At 71.6% G+C, this 24,455-nt stretch carries 21 protein-coding genes and 1 tRNA gene; 12 read left to right on the top strand and 10 right to left on the bottom strand.

The genetic code is table 11. The features are described 5' to 3' along the window. Positions 1 to 19: 19 nt before the first annotated feature. A complete protein-coding gene (locus tag ACIQFX_RS02510; RefSeq protein ID WP_402458087.1) occupies positions 20 to 400 on the bottom strand; it encodes a cyclophilin-like fold protein in 381 nt (126 codons plus the stop codon). 204 nt (positions 401 to 604) lie between these two features. Here ACIQFX_RS02510 and ACIQFX_RS02515 point away from each other — a divergent pair, with 204 nt between their 5' ends. Genes ACIQFX_RS02515 through ACIQFX_RS02530 form a run of 4 tightly spaced genes read left to right on the top strand, consistent with a single transcriptional unit; the run spans position 605 to position 8,460 of the window. Beyond that, entirely contained in the window at positions 605 to 2,113 is a 1,509-nt protein-coding gene (locus ACIQFX_RS02515) for a cytochrome ubiquinol oxidase subunit I (protein WP_402458090.1), read from the top strand. Between the two features lie 18 nt (positions 2,114 to 2,131). Continuing rightward, positions 2,132 to 3,133 (top strand): cytochrome d ubiquinol oxidase subunit II, encoded by a 1,002-nt coding sequence (gene cydB, locus ACIQFX_RS02520; RefSeq protein WP_402458093.1) that lies wholly within the window; start codon positions 2,132 to 2,134, stop codon positions 3,131 to 3,133. A gap of 15 nt (positions 3,134 to 3,148) precedes the next feature. Next, complete coding sequence (cydD, locus tag ACIQFX_RS02525; protein ID WP_402458097.1) at positions 3,149 to 6,727, top strand: thiol reductant ABC exporter subunit CydD; 3,579 nt, start codon at positions 3,149 to 3,151, stop codon at positions 6,725 to 6,727. A gap of 20 nt (positions 6,728 to 6,747) precedes the next feature. After that, positions 6,748 to 8,460: a GAF domain-containing protein gene (locus tag ACIQFX_RS02530; RefSeq protein WP_402458100.1), complete on the top strand. Its 1,713-nt coding sequence runs from the start codon at positions 6,748 to 6,750 to the stop codon at positions 8,458 to 8,460. Between the two features lie 121 nt (positions 8,461 to 8,581). On the opposite strand, the gene ACIQFX_RS02535 is transcribed toward ACIQFX_RS02530, so the two are convergent. After that, the gene (locus ACIQFX_RS02535; RefSeq protein WP_402458102.1) at positions 8,582 to 9,463 is read right to left on the bottom strand and encodes a Cof-type HAD-IIB family hydrolase; all 882 of its coding nucleotides are present in this window, start codon (positions 9,461 to 9,463) and stop codon (positions 8,582 to 8,584) included. Between the two features lie 248 nt (positions 9,464 to 9,711). On the opposite strand from ACIQFX_RS02535, the gene ACIQFX_RS02540 reads away from it, so the two are divergent. Further along, positions 9,712 to 10,017 (top strand): hypothetical protein, encoded by a 306-nt coding sequence (locus ACIQFX_RS02540; protein WP_402458104.1) that lies wholly within the window; start codon positions 9,712 to 9,714, stop codon positions 10,015 to 10,017. A gap of 22 nt (positions 10,018 to 10,039) precedes the next feature. On the opposite strand, the gene ACIQFX_RS02545 is transcribed toward ACIQFX_RS02540, so the two are convergent. The 6 genes from ACIQFX_RS02545 to ACIQFX_RS02570 all read right to left on the bottom strand — a co-directional run bounded on the left by ACIQFX_RS02545 (position 10,040) and on the right by ACIQFX_RS02570 (position 16,015). Beyond that, entirely contained in the window at positions 10,040 to 10,942 is a 903-nt protein-coding gene (locus ACIQFX_RS02545; protein ID WP_402458107.1) for an LLM class flavin-dependent oxidoreductase, read from the bottom strand. Positions 10,943 to 11,030: 88 nt separating this feature from the next. Further along, entirely contained in the window at positions 11,031 to 11,483 is a 453-nt protein-coding gene (locus ACIQFX_RS02550; RefSeq protein ID WP_402458110.1) for a hypothetical protein, read from the bottom strand. Between the two features lie 145 nt (positions 11,484 to 11,628). After that, on the bottom strand, positions 11,629 to 12,186 hold the full coding sequence (locus tag ACIQFX_RS02555) for an RNA 2'-phosphotransferase (RefSeq protein ID WP_402458113.1): 558 nt from the start codon (positions 12,184 to 12,186) through the stop codon (positions 11,629 to 11,631). Between the two features lie 159 nt (positions 12,187 to 12,345). Then, entirely contained in the window at positions 12,346 to 13,275 is a 930-nt protein-coding gene (locus ACIQFX_RS02560; protein WP_402458116.1) for a MerR family transcriptional regulator, read from the bottom strand. A 92-nt stretch (positions 13,276 to 13,367) separates the two neighbouring features. Beyond that, a complete protein-coding gene (locus ACIQFX_RS02565) occupies positions 13,368 to 15,170 on the bottom strand; it encodes an SDR family oxidoreductase (RefSeq protein ID WP_402458120.1) in 1,803 nt (600 codons plus the stop codon). Next, on the bottom strand, positions 15,170 to 16,015 hold the full coding sequence (locus tag ACIQFX_RS02570; protein WP_402458123.1) for a M24 family metallopeptidase: 846 nt from the start codon (positions 16,013 to 16,015) through the stop codon (positions 15,170 to 15,172). The genes ACIQFX_RS02565 and ACIQFX_RS02570 overlap by 1 nt, the downstream gene beginning before the upstream one ends. Before the next feature lie 271 nt (positions 16,016 to 16,286). On the opposite strand from ACIQFX_RS02570, the gene ACIQFX_RS02575 reads away from it, so the two are divergent. From ACIQFX_RS02575 to ACIQFX_RS02590, 4 genes are read left to right on the top strand one after another with little or no spacing between them, the layout of a single operon-like run. Next, the gene (locus tag ACIQFX_RS02575; protein WP_402458566.1) at positions 16,287 to 17,261 is read left to right on the top strand and encodes an ABC transporter ATP-binding protein; all 975 of its coding nucleotides are present in this window, start codon (positions 16,287 to 16,289) and stop codon (positions 17,259 to 17,261) included. After that, the gene (locus ACIQFX_RS02580) at positions 17,258 to 18,160 is read left to right on the top strand and encodes an ABC transporter permease (RefSeq protein ID WP_402458126.1); all 903 of its coding nucleotides are present in this window, start codon (positions 17,258 to 17,260) and stop codon (positions 18,158 to 18,160) included. The genes ACIQFX_RS02575 and ACIQFX_RS02580 overlap by 4 nt, the downstream gene beginning before the upstream one ends. Beyond that, the gene (locus ACIQFX_RS02585) at positions 18,157 to 19,068 is read left to right on the top strand and encodes an ABC transporter ATP-binding protein (RefSeq protein ID WP_402458129.1); all 912 of its coding nucleotides are present in this window, start codon (positions 18,157 to 18,159) and stop codon (positions 19,066 to 19,068) included. Before ACIQFX_RS02580 ends, ACIQFX_RS02585 begins: the two co-directional genes overlap by 4 nt. Positions 19,069 to 19,082: 14 nt before the next feature. Further along, the gene (locus ACIQFX_RS02590) at positions 19,083 to 19,802 is read left to right on the top strand and encodes an ABC transporter permease (RefSeq protein ID WP_402458132.1); all 720 of its coding nucleotides are present in this window, start codon (positions 19,083 to 19,085) and stop codon (positions 19,800 to 19,802) included. A 184-nt stretch (positions 19,803 to 19,986) separates the two neighbouring features. On the opposite strand, the gene ACIQFX_RS02595 is transcribed toward ACIQFX_RS02590, so the two are convergent. Beyond that, positions 19,987 to 21,348: a CynX/NimT family MFS transporter gene (locus tag ACIQFX_RS02595; RefSeq protein ID WP_402458134.1), complete on the bottom strand. Its 1,362-nt coding sequence runs from the start codon at positions 21,346 to 21,348 to the stop codon at positions 19,987 to 19,989. Beyond that, complete coding sequence (locus tag ACIQFX_RS02600; protein ID WP_402458137.1) at positions 21,345 to 22,025, bottom strand: FadR/GntR family transcriptional regulator; 681 nt, start codon at positions 22,023 to 22,025, stop codon at positions 21,345 to 21,347. The genes ACIQFX_RS02595 and ACIQFX_RS02600 overlap by 4 nt, the downstream gene beginning before the upstream one ends. Before the next feature lie 131 nt (positions 22,026 to 22,156). Here ACIQFX_RS02600 and lpdA point away from each other — a divergent pair, with 131 nt between their 5' ends. The 3 genes from lpdA (at position 22,157) to ACIQFX_RS02615 (ending at position 24,424) form a co-directional block, all read left to right on the top strand. After that, the gene (lpdA, locus tag ACIQFX_RS02605; RefSeq protein ID WP_402458140.1) at positions 22,157 to 23,560 is read left to right on the top strand and encodes a dihydrolipoyl dehydrogenase; all 1,404 of its coding nucleotides are present in this window, start codon (positions 22,157 to 22,159) and stop codon (positions 23,558 to 23,560) included. A gap of 89 nt (positions 23,561 to 23,649) precedes the next feature. After that, positions 23,650 to 24,258: a rhomboid-like protein gene (locus ACIQFX_RS02610; protein WP_402458143.1), complete on the top strand. Its 609-nt coding sequence runs from the start codon at positions 23,650 to 23,652 to the stop codon at positions 24,256 to 24,258. A gap of 81 nt (positions 24,259 to 24,339) precedes the next feature. After that, a tRNA-Ser gene (locus ACIQFX_RS02615) sits at positions 24,340 to 24,424 on the top strand. The last annotated feature ends 31 nt before the right edge of the window (positions 24,425 to 24,455 follow it).

Here is a 24,455-nt window from a genome sequence, read left to right on the forward strand (position 1 = left end):
ACTCCGCGAGGAGGGCTGATCAGCCGTCGACGAGCTCCACGCGGATCGGGTCGCCGTCCCTGACGGTGGCCAGGATCCGCGGGTCGTCGTCGAGCGAGCCCAGCAGGTTGCAGGGGCTCGCGAGCCGGCATTCCTCGCCCCGGGAGATCGGGGTCGGGCCGTAGGGGAGGGCGAGGGCGTCGCCGTCCGTCCAGAAGGCCACCGTGCCCGGGTCGACGACCTGGCGTGCGCCGTCCTCGACGGGCACGGAGACCGGAGTGTCGAAGTAGACCTCCTCGCCCCAGGTCCGGGCGGTGGAGGAGATCGGGAGGGCTCCCGCGAGCGCCGTGCTCGTGGGGGTCTCCTCAAGGGTGGCCGTGGTGTGTCCGGCCGGCCAGAGGATGCGTATCCGAAGGGTCATGACCCGGATTCAACAATATGTTGAAGGTCCTGGGAAGAGGTGACCTTCGGTAGGAGGACCCCGACTGAAGGTACGGATTTCGTATGAGTAATAATGCTTGTGAATGTGAACGCGTTCACAAGCGTGTCCTGGTTCGTCCCTTCTTGGGTGGGATTACCAGGGCAAACTGCCGATGTGACCACGGCGATGTAAGGAGAAAACGACGTGGACCTCGCTCTTGCGCCAGAGACTCTGGCGCGCTGGCAGTTCGGCATCACCACCGTCTACCACTTCCTCTTCGTCCCCCTGACGATCTCCCTCGCCGCCCTCACCGCCGGTCTCCAGACCGCCTGGGTGCGGACCGAGAAGGAGAAGTACCTCAGGGCGACGAAGTTCTGGGGCAAGCTCTTCCTGATCAACATCGCCATGGGAGTCGTCACCGGCATCGTGCAGGAGTTCCAGTTCGGCATGAACTGGTCCGACTACTCGCGCTTCGTCGGTGACATCTTCGGCGCCCCGCTCGCCTTCGAGGCGCTCATCGCCTTCTTCTTCGAGTCGACCTTCATCGGTCTGTGGATCTTCGGCTGGGACAAGCTCCCGAAGCGGATCCACCTCGCCTGCATCTGGATGGTGTCGATCGGCACCGTCCTCTCCGCGTACTTCATCCTGGCGGCCAACTCCTGGATGCAGCACCCCGTGGGCTACCGCATCAACGCGGAGCGCGGGCGCGCGGAGCTCACCGACTTCTGGCTGGTGCTCACCCAGAACACCGCCCTCACCCAGTTCTTCCACACCATCACGGCGGCCTTCCTGGTCGGCGGCGCGTTCATGGTCGGCATCTCCGCCTTCCACCTGGCGCGGAAGAGGCACATCCCGGTGATGCGGACCTCGCTGCGGCTCGGCCTGGTCACCCTGATCATCGCCGGCCTCGGCACCGCCATCAGCGGTGACCTGCTCGGCAAGGTCATGTTCAAGCAGCAGCCCATGAAGATGGCCGCCGCCGAAGCGCTCTGGGACGGCGAGGCGCCCGCCCCCTTCTCGATCTTCGCCTACGGCGATGTCGACAAGGGCCACAACAAGGTGGCCATAGAGATCCCCGGCCTGCTGTCGTTCCTCGCGAACGACGACTTCAGCTCGTACGTCCCGGGCATCAACGACATCAACAAGGCGGAGCAGGAGAAGTTCGGGCCCGGCGACTACCGGCCCAACATCCCGGTCGCGTACTGGGGCTTCCGCTGGATGATCGGCTTCGGCATGGCCTCGCTGGGCATCGGCATGCTCGGCCTCTGGCTGACCCGGAAGAAGTTCATGCTGGCACCGGGCCTGAGGACCGGTGAGGACGAGGTGCCGAACCTGGTCCTGTTCAGGCGGAAGGCGCTCAGCCCCCGCCTGGGCAAGTGGTACTGGATCATCGCCCTCTGGACCATGGCGTTCCCCCTGATCGCCAACTCCTGGGGCTGGATCTTCACCGAGATGGGCCGTCAGCCCTGGGTCGTCTACGGCGTGCTGCGCACCCGGGACGCGGTCTCCCCCGGAGTCTCCCAGGGCGAGGTGCTCACCTCGATGATCGTCTTCACCACCCTCTACGCGATCCTCGCCGTCATCGAGGTCAAGCTCCTCGTGAAGTACGTCAAGGCGGGCCCGCCGGAGCTCAGCGAGGACGACCTCAACCCGCCCACCAAGATCGGCGGGGACTCTCGTGACCCCGACCGCCCCATGGCCTTCTCGTACTGAGGCTCAGGAGATCGAGGCATGGAACTCCACGACGTCTGGTTCGTACTCATCGCCGTCCTCTGGACCGGCTACTTCTTCCTCGAAGGCTTCGACTTCGGGATCGGTGTCCTGACCAAGCTGCTCGCCCGCGACAGGGTCGAGAAGCGGGTCCTCATCAACACCATCGGGCCCGTCTGGGACGGGAACGAGGTGTGGCTGCTGACCGCGGGCGGCGCGACCTTCGCCGCGTTCCCCGAGTGGTACGCGACGCTGTTCTCCGGCTTCTACCTGCCGCTGCTGATCATCCTGGTCTGCCTGATCGTCCGGGGCGTCGCCTTCGAGTACCGGGTGAAGCGGCCCGAGGAGAACTGGCAGCGCAACTGGGAGCAGGCCATCTTCTGGACCTCGCTGATCCCGGCGTTCCTCTGGGGCGTGGCCTTCGGCAACATCGTCCGGGGCGTGAAGATCGACGCGGAGATGGAGTACGTCGGCAACTTCTGGGACCTGCTCAACCCGTACGCGCTCCTCGGCGGCCTGGTCACCCTGACCCTCTTCACCTTCCACGGCGCGGTCTTCGCCTCGCTCAAGACGGTGGGGGACATCCGGAGCCGGGCGCGGAAGCTCGCGTTCGGGCTGGGCCTGGTGACGGCGGTGCTCGCGCTGGCCTTCCTGATCTGGACCCAGGTCGACACGGGAGACGGCTGGAGCCTCGCGGCGATGCTGGTCGCCGTGGTGTCCCTCGTCGGCGCGATCGGCGCGATCAAGGCGGGCCGTGAGGGCTGGTCCTTCGCGCTCTCGGGCGTGACGATCGCCGCCGCCGTGGCGATGCTCTTCCTCGCGCTCTTCCCGAACGTCATGCCGTCTTCGCTCGACCCCGAGTGGAGCCTTACCGTGACGAACGCGTCGTCGAGCCCGTACACGCTCAAGATCATGACCTGGTGCGCGGCGATCGCGACCCCGCTGGTGCTGCTCTACCAGAGCTGGACCTACTGGGTGTTCCGTAAGCGCATCGGTACGCAGCACATCGCCGACGCTCACTAGAGGGGCATGTTTCACGTGAAACCGATCGATCCGCGCCTGCTCCGGTACGCCCGGGCCACCCGTCTCTTCCTGATCGCGGTGGTCGCCCTCGGCCTCGTCGGGGCGGCGCTGGTCGTCGCCCAGGCGATGCTCATCGCCGAGATCGTGGTGGGGGCCTTCCAGAAGGGCCAGTCGGTTTCCGCCCTGACCACTCCTCTGCTGCTGCTCGCGGGCGTCGCGGTGGCACGGGGACTGGTCTCCTGGCTGACCGAGCTCGCCGCCCACCGGGCGAGCGCGGCGGTCAAGTCCGAACTCCGCGGCCGGCTGCTCGACCGGGCGGCCGCCCTCGGTCCCGGGTGGCTGAGCGGCCAGAAGACCGGCTCGCTGATCGCGCTCGCGACGCGGGGAGTGGACGCGCTCGACGACTACTTCGCCCGCTACCTGCCGCAGCTGGGACTCGCGGTGGTGGTGCCGGTGGCGGTGCTGGCCCGGATCGTCACCGAGGACTGGGTCTCGGCGGCGATCATCGTCGTCACCCTGCCGCTCATCCCGATCTTCATGATCCTCATCGGCTGGTACACCCAGGACCGGATGGACCGGCAGTGGAAGCTGCTCTCCCGGCTCTCCGGGCACTTCCTCGACGTGGTGGCCGGCCTCCCCACCCTCAAGATCTTCGGTAGGGCCAAGGCCCAGGCCGAGTCGATCCGTGCGATCACCTCGGAGTACCGCCGGGCGACGATGCGCACGCTGCGGATCGCCTTCCTCTCCTCCTTCGCCCTGGAACTCCTCGCGACGCTGTCGGTCGCCCTCGTCGCCGTGACCATCGGCATGCGACTGGTCCACGGCGAACTCGACCTCTACACCGGACTCGTCATCCTCGTCCTGGCCCCCGAGGCGTACCTCCCGCTGCGGCAGGTGGGGGCGCAGTTCCACGCGGCGGCCGAGGGGCTCGCGGCGGCGGAGGAGATCTTCGACGTCCTGGAGCAGCCGGTACGCGACGGCGGTACGGCGCCGGTGCCGGACGGCCTGCGGCTCGCGCTCGACCGGGTGACGGTACGCCACGAGGGGCGCGCCGAACCCTCGCTCGACGCGGCGACGCTGACGGTCGAGCCCGGCGAGACCGTCGCCCTGGTCGGACCGAGCGGCGTCGGGAAGTCCACGCTCCTCGACGTGGTGCTCGGCTTCGCGGTGCCCGAGGAGGGCGGCTCGGTACGGGTCGGCGGCGAGGACCTCGCGGCGCTCGACCTGGAGGCCTGGCGGTCGCGGATCGCCTGGGTGCCGCAGCGCCCGTACCTCTTCGCCGGGACGGTCGCCGAGAACGTGCGGCTGGCACGCCCGGACGCCTCCGACGAGGCGGTACGGGAGGCACTGCGGGACGCAGGGGCGGACGGGTTCGTCACGGGGCTGCCGCAGGGGCTCGACACGGTCCTCGGCGAGGACGGCGCAGGACTCTCGGCGGGCCAGCGGCAACGGCTCGCACTCGCCCGCGCGTTCCTGGCGGACCGGCCGCTGCTGCTGCTCGACGAGCCGACGGCGGCGCTGGACGGGGAGACGGAGGCGGGAGTCGTCGACGCGGTCCGGCGGCTGGCGGCGGGCCGGACGGTGCTGCTGGTCGTGCACCGGCCCGCGCTGCTCGCGGTCGCGGACCGGGTGGTGACACTGGGCCGCGCGGAGCCCGACGGCGACGCGCTCGCCGTGGTGCCCGTCGCGGCGGAGGCCGCCGGGGGTACCGGTCGGGGCGACGGAGGCGTCGCGCCCGACGCGGCGGACGGGTGGCACCCGTCCGCCGCACCCGGTGCGGACCAGCCCGCTCCCGGTTCGTCGGTGCTCCGGCGCGTGCGGGGGATGGCCGGCGAGCTCAAGGGGCGGATGCTGCTCGCGCTGCTGCTCGGCAGCCTCGCGCTCGGGTCCGCCGTCGGACTGATGGCGGTGTCCGGATGGTTGATCTCGCGGGCCTCCGAGCAGCCGCCCGTGCTCCATCTGATGGTGGCCGTCACGGCCACGCGCGCGTTCGGCATCGGCCGGGCCGTGTTCCGGTACGCGGAGCGGCTCGTGTCGCACGACGGCGTGCTGCGGATGCTCGCCGAGCTGAGGGTCTCCGTCTACCGAGGCCTGGAGCGGATCGCCCCGGCCGGGCTGCGCCGCACCCGGCGCGGCGACCTGCTCGCCCGGCTGGTCCACGACGTCGACGCGCTCCAGGACTACTGGCTGCGCTGGTGGCTCCCGGTGGGCGCGGCACTCGTCGTGGGCGTGGCGTCCGTCGGCTTCACCGCCTGGATGCTGCCCGAGGCCGGCGCCGTCCTCGCCGTGGGCCTGCTGGTCGCCGGGATCGCCGTACCGGCGGCCGGCGGGGCCCTCGCCCGCCGGGCCGAACAGCGGCTGGCCCCCGCGCGCGGCGGCCTGGCGACCGCCGTGGCCGATCTGCTCCGCGGCTGCGCCGAGCTGACGGTGGCCGGTGCGCTGCGGGGCAGGATCGAACGGACCCGGGACGCCGACCGCGTCCTCACCGGCATCGCCTCCCGGCAGGCCGCGGCCACCGCGCTCGGGGCCGGACTCTCGGCGCTGGTCTGCGGCCTGACGGTGGTGGCCGCCGCGGCCGTCGGCGTCCAGGGCGTGCGGGACGGGCGGCTCGACGGAGTGGCCCTCGCCGTGGTCGTCCTGACGCCGCTCGCCGCCTTCGAGGCCGTCACCGGACTGCCGCTCGCCGTGCAGTACCGCCAGCGCGTCAAGCACAGCGCCGAGCGCGTCTTCGAGGTGCTCGACACCCCCGTCCCCGTACACGAGCCGGCCCGGCCCGACACTCCCCCGGCCACGCCGTTCCCGCTGGAGCTGGACGGGCTGTCGGCCCGGTACGCCGGTCAGGAGCGGCCGGCGCTCGCCGACTTCCGGCTCACCCTGGAGGCCGGGCGCCGGGTCGCCGTCGTCGGCGCCTCCGGCTCCGGCAAGACCACGCTCGCCCAGGTGCTGCTGCGCTTCCTCGACGTGGAGTACGGCATCTACCGGCTCGGTGGAGTGCCCGCCTGGGAGCTCGACGGCGACGCGGTCCGGCGGCTGGTCGGCCTCTGCGCCCAGGACGCCCACCTCTTCGACAGCTCCCTCCGCGAGAACCTGCGGCTCGCCCGCACCGGGGCGGACGACGACGAGCTGCGCGAGGCGCTGCGCCGCGCCCGGCTGCTCGACTGGGTGGACGGGCTGCCCGCCGGGCTCGACACCCTCGTGGGCGAGCACGGTTCCCGGATCTCCGGCGGCCAGCGCCAGCGCCTCGCGCTCGCGCGGGCCCTCCTGGCCGACTTCCCCGTCCTCGTTCTCGACGAGCCGGCCGAGCACCTCGACCTGGCCACCGCCGACGCGCTCACCGACGATCTGCTGCGCGCCACCGAAGGCCGTACGACCGTCCTCATCACCCACCGGCTGCACGGCCTCGAAGCCGTCGACGAGGTGATCGTCCTCGACGGCGGCCGGACCGTGCAGCGCGGCCCGTACGCGGAGCTGGCCGCGGCGGACGGCCCGCTGCGCCGGATGCTGGAGCAGGAGCGGCAGACCGATCTGCTGGCGGTGGGAGCCGGCGTGGGGGCCGGAGGCGGCGATGACCGGCCGACTTTTCTCGCCAAATAGGACTTACTAGGCTCAAGCCCATGACCGCCGCAGAGTCCGATGCCCCGGACCCCCTGGAAGCAGCCACCCAGGCCACCCGCAGCCTCCAGGGACTGTCCACGGAGCTCACCGCCCGTGTGCCGCAGCTCCTGGAGGCGATGCGCTCGGTCGGCACCGGGCTCGAACTCCACTCCACCCTCGACCGCATCTGCGAGACCGCCGCGGAGCTCGCCGACGCCCGCTACGCGGCGATCGGCGTCGTCGACGACGAGGGCGAGGGCCTGTCCGACTTCGTCACCTTCGGCGTCGACGAGGAGACGGCCCGCCGCATCGGCCGCCGTCCCGACGGGCACGCGGGACTGCTCGGCGCGCTGATCCGCGACCCGCAGACCATCCGCCTCGCCGATCTGTCCGAGGACCCCCGCGCGGCCGGATTCCCGCCGGGCCATCCGCCGATGCGGACCTTCCTCGGCGTCCCCATCCGGGTCCAGGGCGAGATCTTCGGCAATCTGTACCTCGCAGAGAAGCGCGGCGGCGGCGAGTTCAACGACTACGACGTCCACATGGTCCGGGTGCTCGCCACCGAGGCGGGCATCGCCATCGGCAACGCCCGCCTCTACGAGGCCGCCCGGCAGCGCGAACGGTGGATCGACGGCTCGGTCGCCGTCACCACCGCGCTGCTCTCCGGCGGCGACGCGGACGACGCCCTCGCCGTCGTCGCCGAACAGGCCCGGCGGCTCGCCGACGCCGACGCCGGGATCGTGCTCCTGCCCGCCGAGGAGGGCGGCCTGGAGATCGTCGCCGTCTCCTCGCCCCGGCCCACCAAGTCGCTCGGCGTGGTGATCCCGCCCGAGAGCGCCGTGGTCAAGGAACTCCTCGCGGGCGAGGCGGTCTTCGTCACGGACGCCTCGACGGACCCGCGCATGATCAGCCGACTGACCTCCGCGTACGGGCCCGGCATGATGCTGCCGCTGCAGAGCGGCGGGCGGGTCCTCGGGGCGCTCGCCACGCCCCGGGCGCGGGGCGCCCGCCAGTTCACCGAGGCGGAGCGGACGCTCGCCACCCAGTTCGCCTCGCAGGCCGCGCTCGCCCTGATGATGGCCGACGCGCAGCGGGACCGGGAGCGCCTCGCCGTGTACGAGGATCGCGACCGGATCGCCCGTGACCTGCACGACCTGGTCATCCAGCGGCTCTTCGCCACCGGGATGATGCTGGAGAGCGCTCAGCGCAGGTCGATCGTGCCGGCCGTCCGCGAGGGCGTGGGCAAGGCCGTCGACGAGCTGGACGTGACGATCCAGGAGATCCGTACGGCGATCTTCGCGCTCCAGCAGGGTCCCGCCGAAGCTCCGTCGGGACTCCGCACCCGCGTCCTGCGGGAGATCAACATGGCGGCCGTCCCGCTCGGCTTCAAGCCCGCGCACCGCTTCCTCGGCGCGATCGACTCCACGGTCGGCGAACTGACCGGCAAGAACCTCATCGCCGCCCTGCGCGAGGCGCTCTCCAACGCCTTCCGGCACGCCGAGGCGGACCGGATCGAGGTCGTCGTCGACGCCACCGTCACCCTTCCCGACGGCTCCGCGGGAGTGCGGCTCTCCGTCGCGGACGACGGCATCGGCATCCCGGCGGGCGGGCGCCGCAGCGGCCTGCGCAACCTGGCCCGGCGGGCCGAGTCACTGGGCGGCGCCAGCTGGTGCGGGCCGGGGCTCGGGGAGGACGGCGGTGGTACGACGGTGGTGTGGGAGGCGCCGCTGTAGACCGCGTACGGGAGTGCCGTGCGGGAGTTCCCCGCGTACGGAGAGTTCCCTGCGTACGGGAGTCCCCCCGTGCGTGAGTCCCCTGTGCGTGAGTCCCCGTGCGGGCCGGTCGGTCCGGCGGTCAGCCTTGCGCGGCGGCGTCCTGCTTCGCGGTCAGCGCCTCGGCCACCAGCTGTTCGATGACGACGGCGACCCCGTCCTCGTTGTTGCCGACCGCGCGGCCGGAGGCGGCGGCGATCACGTCGGGGTGGGCGTTGCCCATCGCGTACGAGCGGCCGGCCCAGGCCAGCATCTCGATGTCGTTCGGCATGTCACCGAAGGCGACGACCTCGTCGGCCGTGATGCCGCGCTCGGCGCAGCACCGCGCGAGCGTGGACGCCTTGGAGACGCCGAGCGCGCTGATCTCGATGAGCGCGGTGGGGCTGGAGCGGGTGAAGGACGCCAGGTCGCCGGCGGCCTCCCCGGCCACCGCGAGGAACACGTCGGGGTCGAGCTCGGGGTGCTGGGCGAGCAGCTTGAGCACGGGGGCGGCGGCGCCGGGCGCCTCCTCGAAGAGGAGCTTCTCGGCGGTGGCGACGGTGGCACCGGGGTCGAGGAAGAACGGCGGGTACTGCGGCTCGTAGTGGATGCCGGTGGTGAGCTCGACGGCGAACGAGGTGCCCGGTGCGGCGGCGCGCAGGGCCGTGACCACGGCGAGGGCGGTCGATCGCTCCAGCGGACGGACCTCGACGAACGTGTTCTCCCCGTGGAGGTCCACGACGGCTGCGCCGTTCGCGCAGATCGCCAGGCCGTGCCCGTGGACGTGGTCGCTGACGACGTCCATCCAGCGGGCGGGCCGGCCGGTGACGAAGAAGACCTCGATTCCGGCCTGCTCGGCCGCGGCGAGGGCGGCGACCGTGCGCGCGGAGACGGACTTGTCGTCGTGCAGCAGGGTGCCGTCGAGATCGGTGGCGATCAGCCGGGGCGCCGGCACGGAAGGGCGCGGGGAACGGGGAGAGGTCACCGCACCATTCTTCCGCACCGCACGCACGTGCGTGCGGGGAGCCGCACATATGAGTGGCCCGGTTTCGGTCGGCCTGTGGCCGATACGGCTCGGTACGACCTCCACGACGGTCCGGTCGCCCTCGGCATGTGGACGTACCGGTCACGTCAAGGCGTACGGACGTGGCCGTAAACGCCCGTTCGGTTCCGGGTTGTGCGGGGAAGACCCTCAGGAGGCAGGGGAGCCGGTGGCGTCTCGGAGGGGTGGGCATGGTCTCGGGTCGGTGGTCCGACGAGTGCGAGTCCTGCGGTGCGCCGTACGGCAGATGGATCGGGAGCCTCGGCATGGCCCTCTGCGGGACCTGCGAGCGGGCCGAATCGGAGCAGCCCGTGAGGGAACCGGTGCTGGTGGGCGACGTGCTGGCCGGCCTGACGGCCGCGGTGTCGTTCGCGGCCGGCTCCGGCGGGTCCGTGCCGGACGCGCGGAACCCGTCGACCGGGACGCGCGACGGGCGCAATGGCGGCGCGGCGCGCACGGACGGCCGACGGGCGCCGGCCAGGGGGCGTCCGGCCTGATCGGCGGGACACCCCCTCGGGCTCAGCCCAGCTGGGCCGGGGCCTCGGTGGCGATCCGCTCGAAGACCGCCTGGTCGGTGGCGAAGGCGGAGTCCGCGATCGGCCAGTGGATCACGATCTCGGTGAAGCCCAGCTCGCGGTGGCGTCCGGCGAAGTCGACGAAGGCGGCCACGGACTCCAGCGGACCGTTCCGGTCCGGGGTGAAGCCGGTCAGCAGGATCTTGTCCAGGTCGGCGACGTCCCGGCCGGCCTCGGCGCACGCCTTGCCGAGCTTGTCGATCTGGCCGCGCAGCGCCGCCACGGACTGCTCGGGGGTCCCCTCCTCGTACAGCTTCGGGTCGCCGGTCGTCACCCACGCCTGCCCGTGGCGGGCGGCCAGGCGCAGGCCGCGGGGGCCCGTCGCCGCCACCGCGAACGGCAGGCGCGGGCGCTGCACGCAGCCGGGGATGTTCCGGACCTCGTCCGCCGCGTAGAAGGTGCCGCGCTCCGTCACCGCGTCCTCGGTGAGCAGCCGGTCGAGCAGGCCCACGAACTCGCCGAACCGGTCCGCCCGCTCCTTCGGCGTCCACGGCTCCTGACCGAGCGCGGTGGCGTCGAAGCCGTTGCCGCCCGCCCCGATGCCGAGGGTGACCCGGCCGCCGGAGACGTCGTCCAGCGACATCAGGTCCTTGGCGAGGGTCACGGGGTGCCGGAAGTTCGGCGAGGTCACGAGCGTGCCGAGCCGCAGCCGCTCGGTGACCGCCGCCGCGGCGGTGAGGGTGGGCAGCGCACCGAACCAGGGGCCGTCGCGGAAGGTCCGCCAGGACAGGTGGTCGTAGGTGTAGGCGGTGTGGAAGCCGAGGTCCTCGGCGTGCCGCCACTTCCGGCGGCCCCCCTCGTGCCAGCGGTCGACGGGAAGGATCACGGTGCTCAGGCGCAGGCTCATGTCACCGAGCCTACGGTGGTCGCCGTCCCCGCGGCCTTCCGTGGCGCCGCTCCGGCCGTCGGCCGCAGGAGCCCGGGGCCGTGGCCGGTCAGCGGACGTTCTTGTTCATCCACGCGGTGAGTGAGACGCCGGGCACGTACTCCGTGTACGTCTCGTCGCCGGGCAGCGGCACGATCAGCCGCCAACCGGGCGGGAAGAAACGGCCCTTCACATGGGCGAGGCCGCCGTGGACGGAGCGGAGGAAGGCGGGGACGGCGTCGCGGGGCACGTCCGCGAACTCGATCCCCTCCACGACGATCTTGGCGTCGTCCTCGGGGAAGACCTGGACGGTGACGGAGGGGGAGCCGCCCAGTTCGACGTAGGCCTCGTGCGGGAGGGATCCGTCCGGGTCGAGGACGGCGAAGGCGCCGGACGAGGTGCGCCTGGACGTCTGGTCCGCGCCGATGTCGTCGGTCACGGTCATCTCCAGGGCGAACTCCTGGGCGATCTCGCGGATCGCGGTGACGACGGCCTCGGTGCTGGGCAGGTGCGGGTGTGCCATGAGGATGATCATGCCGCATGGTCTGTTCCGGGCACGGGTTCACCCTGGAGGGGCCCACTCCCCGGGGAGGGCCACGCCGCACAGGCACACTCGGGGCGGTGCGGCTCGGGGCGGGACGGCTCGGGGCGACCCGGTGCGGGCGGGCTCACCCCGGGAAGCGCAGGAACTCCGGTGGGACGGCGTCGGCCAGCCAGACCCCGTTGGCGCTGATGCGGAAGACGTGTCCGGCCCGGTGCATGGCCCCGGCGTCCACGCTCAGGACGACGGGCCGGCCGCGGCGGGCGCCGACCCGGGTCGCGGTCTCCCGGTCGGGGGAGAGGTGCACGTGGTGGCGGGCCATGGGGCGCAGCCCCTCCGCCCTGATCGCGGGAAGCCGGTCCGCGACCGTACCGTGGTAGAGGTACGCGGGCGGTTCGGCGGCCGGCAGGTCCAGGTCCACTTCGACGGTGTGGCCCTGGCTGGCGCGGATGCGGGTGCCCTCGATCGCGAAGCGCTTCTTGTCGTTGGTCGCGACGACGTGGTCGAGCTCTTCGCGGGTGATCGGGAAGCCGTGGCCGGCGGCGGCGCCCAGGAGCGCGTCGATCTCCGTCCAGCCGTGCTCGTCGAGGGCGAGGCCGATGCGCTCGGGCTGGTGACGCAGATGCTTGGAGAGGTACTTCGACACCTTCACGGTGCGTCGTTCGTCCCTCGGTTGTGAGGTCATCTCGTCAGGATGCCGGAGCCGGGACTGCCGGACCAATGAATTGAATCGCCCTCATGAGTTGCGGCGCACATGTTTGATCCACAGCCAACATGACTTATCCACAGGCAAGTTGGTCACTCTGTGGACAACTACCCTTCAATATCTACTGGATCAGGCAAGTTAATCCATAATGTGGCGATTTGAGGCAAGTGTATCCAATGTCCTTTTGTGGAGCTCTCGTTCGGTGGCCGCGGTGACGAAGGCCGCGACGCCCTCCGCTCCGACGAGATCCTGAACCGCCCTGACCGTCCCGGCCGGTAGCGCCACCGCGCGTGGCTCGTCGGACTTCAGCAGGGGCGCCTCGGGCGAAAGGTGGAACTGGAGGTGCTGGGTCGCCAACAGCTGCATGGCACGTGCCAGTTCGGCGTCGACCGTCTGCTGGGCGAGCGGCCGGAGCCGTCGCACCATGGTCGCCGCCTCGGCCGCGTCGGCGTCCGAGGGCGGCCGGTGCTCCAGATAGCGCGCGAAGACGTGCTCGGTCGTGAACTCCAGGAAACGGGAGGCGATGTGCTCGACCTGATCGCGAAGTTCCCTCAGGTGCCCGGTGATTGCGGTGAGCGGAACCCCGGCCGCGTACAACTCGACGGCCACGGCGAGCTCTTGCGGACTCGGTACGAGGTACTCCTCCGTCTCCCGGTCCGGCAGCGGCTCCAGCACGCCGAGCTCGACCGCCTCCCGGATCGCGTCCTCGTCAGGCCTGCCGCCGAAGCGGGCGTCCAGCTCCGCGCGCGAGATCCGGGCCGCCTCCTCGTCGGTCCACGGACCGTGGACCTCCGCGACCAGACCGAGCACCCCGCCGAGCCCCCGGCCGGTGTCCCAGGCCTCCAGGAGCTCCTTGATCGAGGCCAGGGTGTACCCCCGGTCGAGGAGGTCGGCGATCTGCCGCAGCCGCGCGAGGTGCGCGTCCCCGTACACGTTCGACCTGCCCCGCCGCTCGGGCCGTGGCAGCAGACCGCGGTCCTGGTAGGCGCGGATCGTCCGGACCGTGGCCCCACTGAGATGGGCGAGGTCCTCGATCCGGTACTCCGGCTGTGCTGACTGCTCGGACAAACCCGCTCCCACCGACCGCTTCCCGCACCCCGTCGCCGCGGGGCCCTGCCGGGAGGGATCGTACGACCGCACGTCCCTCCCGCACCCACCCCCTACGCGGGCGGCTGCCAGCGGGCCAGGGCCCGCAGCGCGCCCGGGCTCAGCCGGGACAGGAAGCGGGCGCCCCGGGCCTCCGGCGTCACCGGGACGACGGCCCGGTCGTGCAGGACCGCCCCCAGGATCGCGTCCGCGACCTTCTCCGGCGGGTAGTTCCGGAGGCCGTACAGCCGGGTGGCCTTCTTCTGCCGCCGCTTCTCCTCCGCGCCGTCCGTGACCCCGGCGAACCGCGTCGTCGCCGTGATGTTGGTGTTCACGATGCCGGGGCAGATCGCGGAAACCCCGATGCCCTGACCGGCCAGCTCGGCACGGAGGCACTCGCTGAGCATCAGCACCGCCGCCTTCGACGTGCTGTACGCGGGCAGCGCGCGGGACGGCTGGAACGCGGCGGCGGAGGCGGTGTTCACGATGTGCCCGCCCTGGCCGCGCGCGGTCATCTGCGCGCCGAAGATCCGGCAGCCGTGGATCACGCCCCACAGATTGACGTCCAGGACCCGCTTCCACTCCTCGCTCGTCGTCTCGAAGAAGGAGCCGGCGAGCCCGATGCCCGCGTTGTTGACCAGGACGTCGACGATCCCGTACTCGCTCGCCACCTTGGCGGCCAGCTTCTCCATCGCCTGCTCGTCGGCGACGTCGACGGTCTCGCCCCACGCCTCCGGGGCACCGATCAGCCGGGCCATCTCGGCCGTGCGGGTCGCGCCCTCGCCGTCCCGGTCCACGGCCACGACCCGGGCCCCGGCCTCCGCGAACGCGAAGGCGGTGGCCCGGCCGATGCCGCTGGCCGCGCCGGTCACCAGGACGAGCTGGCCGCCGAACCGCTCGGTGTACTCCGGCTTCACCCCGCTCTTCGCCGCCGTCGCCGCGACCGGCTTCGGCGCCTTCGCCGCCGGCTCCTCGTTGGCCCGCACGAACTCGGCGATCCAGGCGGACAGCTGGTCGGGGCGGGTGCGGGGCACCCAGTGCTTGGCGGGCAGGGTGCGCCGGGTCAGGTCGGGAACCCAGCTCCCCAGGTCGTCGTAGAGCCGCTCGGAGAGGAACGCGTCGCCGGTCGGCGTGATCAGCTGCACCGGCGCGTGGGCGTACGCGTCGGGACGCGGCCGCCCGAGCCGCGCGCGGACGTTGTCCCGGTAGAGCCAGGCGCCGTGCGCCGCGTCGCTCGGCAGGGACGGCGTCGGGTAGTCGCCGGCCGGGACCTTCTCGACCCGCTCCAGGATCTTCGGCCAGCGCTTGCCGAGCGGCCCGCGCCAGGCGAGCTCGGGGAGCACGGGCGTGTGCAGCATGTACACGTACCAGGACTTGGCGCCCTGGCCGAGGAGCTGGCCGACGCGGCGTGGGGTGGGCCGGGCCATCCGCCGCTTGATCCAGTGCCCGAAGTGGTCGAGCGAGGGCCCCGACATCGAGGTGAAGGAGGCGATCCGGCCCTCGGTGCGCGGGACGGTGGCGAACTCCCAGGACTGCACGGAACCCCAGTCGTGGCCGACGAGGTGGACCGGCCGGTCGGGGCTGACGGCGTCGGCGACCGCGAGGAAGTCGTCCGTCAGCTTCTCCAGGGTGAAGCCGCCGCGCAGCGGCGCCGGCGCCGTGGACCGGCCGTGGCCCCGGACGTCGTACAGCACCACGTGGAACTCCTCGGCCAGCCGGGTCGCGACCTCCGACCAGACCTCCTTGGAGTCCGGATAGCCGTGCACGAGCAGGACGGTCGGCCGCTCCGCGTCGCCGAGCTCGGCGACGCACAGCTCTATCCCGCCCGTACGGACCCAGCGCTCCCGCGCCGTGCCGAGGCCGGCGATTCCCGCCATCAGACCGCTCCTTCGTTCCAGCGCCGCACGTGCGGCAGGTCGTCGTCCAGCCAGAAAGCGCTCTGCTCGGGATCCTTCGAGTCGGTGACGACCAGGATCTCCTCGAACTTCGCGCCCGTCCCCCGGAATCCGAGGTGCGGCTCGACCGCCCACAGGCCGGGCCTGGGCGGGTGGTCGGAGAACTTGTACGGCGACCAGAGCGGGGACCAGCCGTCCCGGTGGCCGTGCAGGGCGTCGCTCGCGAGCCCTTTGAGCGCCTGGGTGCCGAACCCGAAGAGCGTAGGCGACCAGCGGCGCTCGCCCACCCGGTCGATCTTGTGGGCGATGACGCCGAAGGGGTAGGCCCGGTGCCGGTTCGCGTACCCCTGGCGGACCATGAGCCGGTCCACGTCCTCGTATATCTCGCGCAGCGTGCGGCGCTCGCGCACCTCGCGCAGGATCAGCTCGCGGTGGTCCCGGAGGTCGGCGAGGAGCTTGTCGTGCAGGGGGTTGAGGCCCAGGCAGCCGCTGTAGCCGATGTCGGCCGTGTACCCCTTGTGAACCGGGGCCATGTCGAGGATGAACGGCATCCCCGCCTCGAGGCGCCGGCCGGTCGGGAAGAACTGCAGGGGGATCTTGAAGTCGACGAAGGCGGTGCGGTCCCCGAACCAGGCGAACGGCCGGTGGAACCAGTCCCGCACACCGCGCTCGTACAGCCACTCCCGCTGCATCCGCGCGGCCTCGCGCTCGGTCACCCCGGGCTTGAGCTGCGCCGCGACGGCTTCCGCGCACTCGTAGGAGAGCCGCTGTACTTCCCTGAACCCCCGCAGCTCCGCGGAGAGTTCCCCTGTCACTGCTGAGGCCATGCCACCCGCCGTCCCGTGTGAGCGCCCGATCGCACTACGCGTCCGTAACTTGACACCGATGAATGTGACAATGCTCGGCGGCTGCGTCAAGGGGTCGGGCGCGAGCCTGTGGAAAACACCGACGGGCGGCCCGGGGGAAGCCCGCCGCGCACACGGGGAAAGACTTTCGTCTCGACCTCCCCTACTGGCTTGTACTCCTCTGGTCGGACAAGGATCGAGCCGTTGGGCTGACGACTGCTGTGGCGCACACCACTACCTTCGAAACGTGACTGTGATCGCGACCGAAAGCCTCAGCAAGCGGTTCCCCCGGGTAACCGCGCTCGACCGGCTCTCCCTGGACATCGGGCCCGGTGTGACCGGACTTGTGGGTGCCAACGGAGCCGGCAAGTCCACCATGATCAAGATCCTGCTCGGCCTCTCCCCCGCCACGGAGGGCCGCGCCGAGGTTCTGGGACTCGACGTCCGGACCTCGGGCGCCCAGATCCGCGAGCGCGTCGGATACATGCCGGAGCACGACTGCCTCCCGCCGGACGTCTCGGCCACCGAGTTCGTCGTCCACATGGCGCGGATGTCCGGGCTGCCGGCGACCGCCGCCCGCGAGCGGACCGCCGACACCCTGCGCCACGTCGGGCTGTACGAGGAGCGCTACCGCCCCATGGGCGGCTACTCGACGGGCATGAAGCAGCGGGTGAAGCTCGCCCAGGCCCTGGTCCACGACCCGAAGCTGGTCCTCCTCGACGAGCCGACCAACGGCCTCGACCCGGTCGGCCGCGACGAGATGCTCGGACTGATCCGCCGCGTCTGGACCGACTTCGGCATCTCGGTCCTCGTCACCTCGCACCTGCTCGGCGAACTGGAGCGCACCTGCGACCACGTCGTCGTCATCGACGGCGGGCGGCTCCTCCGCTCCAGCTCCACCAGCGACTTCACCCGGATCACCACGACGCTCGCGGTCGAGGTCACCGACTCCGACACCCACCCCGACGGCACGGGCGCGCTCCGCGAGGCCCTCGCCGGCGCCGGCGTCACGATCCACGCGGGCGTCGAGGACGGCCTGCCCGGCGCCGGGCACATCCTGCTCCTGGAGGCGGCCGGCGAGGAGACGTACGACCTCGTGCGGGACACCGTCGCCGGCCTCGGCCTCGGCCTCGTCCGCATGGAGCAGCGCCGCCACCACATCGCCGAGGTCTTCCGCCCCGAGGGCGCCGAGGCGTCCGCGCAGCACGAGGAGGTGCAGGCCCGATGAGCACCGACACCTCCAAGGCCGCTCCCGACACGACCCGGATCCACAACATCGGCTACCGCTCCTACGACGGCCCGCGCCTCGGCCGGGCGTACGCGCGGCGGTCGCTGTTCTCGCAGTCGCTGCGCGGCGCGTACGGCCTCGGCCGCAGCGCCAAGTCCAAGGTGCTGCCGATGCTGCTGTTCGCGGTGATGTGCGTCCCGGCGCTGATCATCGTCGCGGTCGCGGTCGTCACCAAGCAGTCCAAGCTGTCGATCGAGTACACGCAGTACGCGCTGTACCTCCAGGTCGTCATCAGCATCTACCTGGCCTCGCAGGCGCCCCAGTCCGTCTCCCGGGACCTCCGGTTCCGGACGGTGCCGCTGTACTTCTCCCGCCCGATCGAGCGCGTGGACTACGTCCTCGCCAAGTTCGGCGCGATGGCCTCGGCGCTCTTCGTCCTCACCGCCTCCCCGCTGCTGATCCTCTGGATCGGCTCGATGCTGGCCAAGATGGACTTCTCCGAGCAGAGCGCGATGTTCGGCCAGGGGCTCGTCTCGGTGGCCCTGCTCTCGCTGCTCTTCGGCGGCATCGGGCTGGTCATGGCGGCCCTCACCCCGCGCCGCGGCTTCGGCGTCGCCGCCGTGATCGCCGTCTTCACGATCTCGTACGGGGCGGTCTCCACCCTCATGGGCATCGCCTACGCCACGGAGAACGAGGGAGCCATCCAGTGGCTCGGCCTGTTCTCGCCGATGACCCTCATCGACGGTGTGCAGACCGCCTTCCTGGGCGCGCCGACGGGCTTCCCCGACGGCGGGGGTCCCGGCGCCGGGGTCGGCGTGGTCTATCTGCTGGTCGTCCTCGCGCTCGTCGCCGGCTCGTACGGCATCCTGATGCGCCGCTACCGAAAGGTCGGGCTGTGACAACGCTCCACATCGACCACGTCTCCCGCTGGTTCGGCAACGTCGTGGCCGTGAACGACGTCACGATGTCGGTAGGACCGGGCGTCACCGGCCTCCTCGGGCCCAACGGAGCGGGGAAGTCCACCCTGATCAACATGATGGGCGGCTTCCTCGACCCCTCCACCGGCACCGTCACCCTCGACGGCGCGAAGATCTGGGGGAACGAGTCGGTCTACCGCGAGATCGGCGTCGTGCCGGAGCGGGAGGCGATGTACGACTTCCTCACCGGCCGTGAATTCGTCCAGGCGAACGCGGAGTTGCAGGGCCTCGGCTCGACGGAGGCCCAGCGGGCGCTGGCCACGGTCGAGATGGAGTACGCCCAGGACCGTCAGATCTCCACGTACAGCAAGGGCATGCGGCAGCGCGTGAAGATGGCCTCGGCGCTCGTGCACGAGCCGTCGGTGCTGCTGCTCGACGAGCCGTTCAACGGCATGGACCCGCGCCAGCGCATGCAGTTGATGGACCTGCTGCGGCGGATGGGCGCGGAGGGCCGCACGGTCCTGTTCTCCTCGCACATCCTGGAGGAGGTCGAGCAGCTCGCCTCGCACATCGAGGTGATCGTGGCCGGGCGGCACGCCGCCTCCGGCGACTTCCGCAAGATCCGCCGGCTGATGACCGACCGGCCGCACCGCTACCTCGTCCGCTCCAGCGACGACCGGGCCCTGGCCGCCGCGCTGATCGCCGACCCGTCGACGGCGGGCATCGAGGTCGACCACGTGGAGGGCGGGCTGCGCGTCCAGGCGGTGGACTTCGGGCGGTTCACGGAACTGCTGCCGAAGGTCGCGAAGGAGCGCGGGATCCGCCTGCTGACGGTCTCGCCCTCGGACGAGTCCCTCGAATCGGTCTTCTCTTACCTCGTCGCGGCCTGAAAGGAGCCTGACCGATGTACAACCCCACAGTCGCCCGGCTCACCTACCGGGCCCTCCTCGGCCGCCGCAGGGCGCTGATCCTCTTCCTGCTGCCCGGCATGCTGCTGCTCATCTCGGCGGCGATCCGCGGCTTCAACGGCGCGGACGACCAGGTCGCGGCCGACGTCCTCGGCGGCTTCGCGCTGGCCACGATGGTCCCGCTGATCGGCGTGATCGCCGGCACGGGGGCGATCGGGCCGGAGATCGACGACGGCTCGATCGTCTACCTGCTGTCCAAGCCGGTGAAGCGGCCCACGATCATCTTCACCAAGCTGATCGTGGCCATCGCGGTCACGATGGCCTTCTCCGCGGTCCCGACGCTGATCGCCGGATTCATCCTCAACGGCAACGGCCAGCAGGTGGCCGTGGCGTACACGGTGGCGGCGCTGGTGGCGTCCATCGCCTACAGTGCGGTGTTCCTGCTGCTGGGGACGGTCAGCCGGCACGCCGTGGTGATCGGCCTGGTCTACGCCCTGGTGTGGGAGACGCTCTTCGGCTCCCTGATCGCCGGAGCGAAGACCCTGAGCATCCAGCAGTGGGCACTGGCCCTCGCGGAGAAGGTCACCGGCGACGGCCTGGTCACCTCGGACGTCGCGCTCCCGACGGCCTCGGTGCTCCTCATCGCCGTCACGGTCGCGGCGACCTGGTTCGCCGGCCACAAGCTCCGCACCCTCAAGCTCGCGGGCGAGGAGTAGTCCCGAAGAAGGAAGCGGTACGGCTCCGGGGGCGTCCCCCGCCCCCGGTAGCCCCACCCCGGAGCCGCCCCGCCCCCGCCTTCCCCGCCCACCGCCCGGCTCGCACGCTCCGGTTCACACCGTCCGGTGCACGCCGCCCAAGGCGCACCGCCCGGCTCGCACCGCCCGGCTCGCACCGCCCGGTTCACACCGTCCGGTCGCGGGCCGCGAGGAGGCCGACGGCGAGGGCCGCGGCGCAGACGCAGAGGACCAGGAAGATCGGCAGGGTCCAGGAGCCGGTGGCCTGGTGGAGGGCGCCGGCCGCGAGCGGACCGGCCGCGGCGAGCAGATAGCCCACCGTCTGGGCCATCCCGGACAGCCTGGCCGCGGTCACCGCGTCCCCGGACCGCAGCACGATCAGGGTCAGGGCGAGGCCCACCGCGCCGCCCTGGCCGACGCCGAGCACCGCGGACCAGAGCCAGGCGCCCTGCACGGGCGCCGTCATCAGCCCGGCGTAACCGGCCGCCACCAGCGTGGTGACCAGGACGATCAGCGGGCGCTGGCTCCGCATCCGGCCGGCCAGCAGCGGCACCAGGAAGGCGCCGGCGACCTGGATCAGGTTGTTGAAGGCGAAGATCACACCGGCGGTGGAGCGGCTCATCCCGTGGTCGGTGAACATCGTCGGCATCCAGGCGATCAGGACGTACGACCACAGCGACTGCAGCCCCATGAACAGCGTGACCTGCCAGGCGAGCGCGGAGCGCCAGACGCGCACCGGTCGGGTGCCGCCGGCCGGGACGGCCCGTACGCCGGGGCCCGTACGGCCGCGGGTGACCAGCACCTGCGGCAGCCAGGCCAGGGCCGCGACCACGGCGAGCAGCGACCAGACGCCGAGCGAGGCCTGCCAGCCGCCGCCCAGCGCCTTCTCCAGCGGCACCGCGGCCGCCGCGGCCGCCGTCGCGCCGGCGATCATCGCGCCCGTGTAGACGGAGGTCATCGCCGCGGCACGGTCCGGGAAGTCCCGCTTGATCAGACCCGGCGTCAGTACGTTGAGCAGGGCTATCGCGGTGCCGACGAGGATCCCGCCGCCGTAGAGCGCGTACACGGACGGCAGGACGCGCGCGAGGATGCCGGCGCCGAGCAGCAGGAGCGCCGCGAACAGCACGCGCTCGGCGCCGAAGCGGCGGCCGAGCCAGGGGGCCACCAGCGCGCCCGCGCCGAGGAACAGCACGGGCACCGAGGTCACCAGCGAGCTCGCCGTGGACGAGAGCCCGAAGTCCTCGGACATCTCGCCGACCAGGGGTGCCACGCTCGCCAGCGCGACCCGCATGTTCAGCGAGGCGAGCACGATGCCGGTCAGGAGCACCGCCGGGTGGGCGAGCAGCGCACGCCGGGCGGCCCCCCTCCCGGACGCCGGCGCTGCTTCGGCCCCTGTCCCCGGACCGGCCCCTGTCCCCGGACCGGCCCCCGTCCCGGCGCCGGCCCCTGTGCCCGTGCCGGCCAGCGCCGCCGCGCCGGTCGGCCCCTCCGTGCGGGTCTCCTCCTCCGCGTGTGCTCCGGTGCTCATCGGTGCTGTTCGGTCAGGGCGGCGACCGTCTCCATCGGGACGCGGAGCAGCTCGCGGGCCTGCCGTTCGGCCGCGTCCGGGTCGCCCGCCTCGATCGCCGTCACCAGGGCCTCGTGGGCGTCGATGTCGACCGGCGGCATCGCGTGGTCGCCGAGGGCTTCCACCAGCACCTCGTGCACCTGGGCGGAGAAGAAGCGGTACACCTCGACGAAGGCCGCGTTGTGGGTCGCGCCCACGACCGCCAGGTGGAAGGCGAGGTCCGCGTCCGCGTCCCGGTCGCCCTCCTCCCGCAGACCGGTCAGGGCCGCCCGCAGTCGCAGCAGGTCGTGGGTGTCGCGCCGGTCGGCCGCGAGCCGGGCGGCCTCGGCCTCCAGGGCGATCCGCAGTTCGAGGACGTCGGACGCGCCCGCGTGGCGCACTCCGTGCAGGACGGCGGTCGGGTCGGCGGTCGACCGGACGAAGGTGCCGTTGCCCTGTCGGGACTCCAGGAGACCGGCGTGGACGAGGACCCGGACGGCCTCGCGGACGGTGTTGCGGCCCACGCCGAGCTGCTGCGCGAGCTCGTGCTCGGTCGGGAGGCGGTCGCCGACCGCCCACTCGCCCTCGGCGAGCTGCGCCCGCAGCTGTTCCACGACGGAGTCCACCAGCGAGGTCCGCCCCGCCGCTGTGAGTGCCATGCCGTTCCGTCCTCTCGATTCGCCCGGTTGCCCAGTCATCCTACAATTGCCCGCCCGACCGTCCGAGGAGCGCCGGACTACTGTGGGGCCGTACGTGGACCGAACACCCTCACCACCCTCGGGAGTCAGTCATGTCAGACCGCTTCGACGTCGTCGTACTCGGAGCTGGCCCCGGCGGCTACGTCGCCGCCATCCGCGCCGCCCAGCTGGGCAAGCGGGTAGCGGTCGTCGAGGAGAAGTACTGGGGCGGTGTCTGCCTGAACGTCGGCTGCATCCCCACCAAGGCGCTGCTGCGCAACGCCGAACTCGCCCACATCTTCAACCACGAGGCCAAGACCTTCGGCATCAAGGTCGACGGCACCGTCTCCTTCGACTACGGCGAGGCCTTCCGCCGCAGCCGTTCGGTCGCGGACGGCCGGGTCAAGGGCGTCCACTTCCTCATGAAGAAGAACGGGATCACCGAGTTCAACGGCCGGGGCACCTTCCTCGACGCGCACACCCTCCAGGTGGCGAAGGCCGACGGCACCTCGGACACGATCACCTTCGACAACTGCATCATCGCCACCGGCGCGAGCCCGCGTCTGCTCCCGGGCACCGCCCTCAGCGACCGCGTCGTCTCGTACGAGCAGCAGATCCTCGCCGAGGACGCCCCGAAGTCGATCGTCATCGCCGGCGCCGGCGCGATCGGCATCGAGTTCGCGTACGTCCTCAACAACTACGGCACCAAGGTCACGATCGTCGAGTTCCTCGACCGGGTCGCCCCGCTGGAGGACGAAGAGGTCTCCAAGGAGCTGGCGAAGCAGTACCGCAAGCTCGGCATCGACGTCCTGACCTCGACCCGCGTCGAGGCCATCGACGAGTCCGGCCCGCAGGTCCGCGTCACCGTCACGGGCAAGGACGGCGTCCAGAAGGTCCTGGAGGCCGACAAGGTCCTCCAGGCCATCGGCTTCGCCCCGAACGTCACCGGCTACGGCCTGGAGGCCACCGGTGTCGCCCTCACCGAGCGCGGCGCGATCGACGTCGACGGCCGCTGCCGCACCTCCGTGCCGCACATCTACGCCATCGGCGACGTCACCGCGAAGCTGATGCTCGCGCACACCGCCGAGGCCATGGGCGTCATCGCGGCCGAGACCATCGGGGACGCCGAGACGATGGAGCTCGACTACCCGATGATCCCGCGCGCGACCTACTGCCAGCCGCAGATCGCCAGCTTCGGCTGGACCGAGGCGCAGGCCCGCGAGAAGGGCTTCGACGTCAAGGTCGCCAAGTTCCCGTTCGTGGCGAACGGCAAGGCGCACGGTCTCGGCGACTCCACCGGCTTCGTCAAGATCATCGCCGACGGCACCCACGGCGAGATCATCGGCGCCCACCTGATCGGCCCGGACGTCACCGAGCTGCTGCCCGAGCTGACCCTGGCCCAGCAGTGGGACCTCACCGTCCACGAGGTCGCCCGGAACGTGCACGCGCACCCGACGCTGGGCGAGGCCGTGAAGGAAGCGATCCACGGTATTGCGGGACACATGATCAATTTCTGAGGTTTCTCCCATCTTGGGGTGATAGGCACTGAAAGGTGCCGAGCAGAACCTCACCGGGTGGCGAACCGTCCCGACCGATCAGGTCGTGGGTGCGTTCGTCACCCGGTACGCACGTGTGGCTGGCGGTCATCGCGTTCACCAGCCTCGTCATCGCGCTCTCCCCGGCCGGTCTGGACGCCTATCTCCTCCACCGCAACAGCAGCAATCTCCACCAGCTCGCCCACCACCCGCTGAGGGCCCTGCTCGGCAGCGCGTTCTGGATCGAGGACCCGGCCGACGTCCTGCTGTACGCGGTGCTCTTCGAGGTCCTGCACGCGCCCGTGGAACGCTGGCTCGGCACCCCGAAATGGCTCTTCACCGTCGCGACGGCGCATGTCGCGGCGACGCTCATCAGCCAGCAGGTGGTCCTCGCGGCCATCCAACTCCACGACGTGCCGCGCAGCATGGCGCACGTCGTCGACATCGGGGTCAGCTACGGGCTCGCCGCCTCGGCCGGGATCCTGACCTGCCGGCTGCCGCGCCCCTGGCGCCGGCTCTACCTCGCCGGAGTGCTCGCCTTCTTCCTCGTACCGCTCGCCGCAGACCGGACGTACACCGACCTGGGCCACGCGATCTCGCTGGCGATCGGACTCGCCTGCTACCCGCTGACCCGGGGAGAAAAATCGGTCGCACGAGAACAGGGCCCCGGCGCAGACTAGTTGTACGGGAGACACGGGGGATCTCCCGAAGGGAGCGGCCGCTTCGAGCGCGTGGACACGTCCGCGCGGGCCGCTCCCCCCGGAGGATTGGCCGAGTGGTAAGGCAGCGGCTTGCTAAGCCGTAGTCGGGGGAGACCCCGCGCGCGTTCGATCCGCGCATCCTCCGCCGCGTACGACGAAGGCCACCCCGGAGGGTG

This window comes from Streptomyces sp. NPDC093089, from assembly GCF_044754405.1.
Classification (GTDB): Bacteria; Actinomycetota; Actinomycetes; order Streptomycetales; family Streptomycetaceae; genus Streptomyces.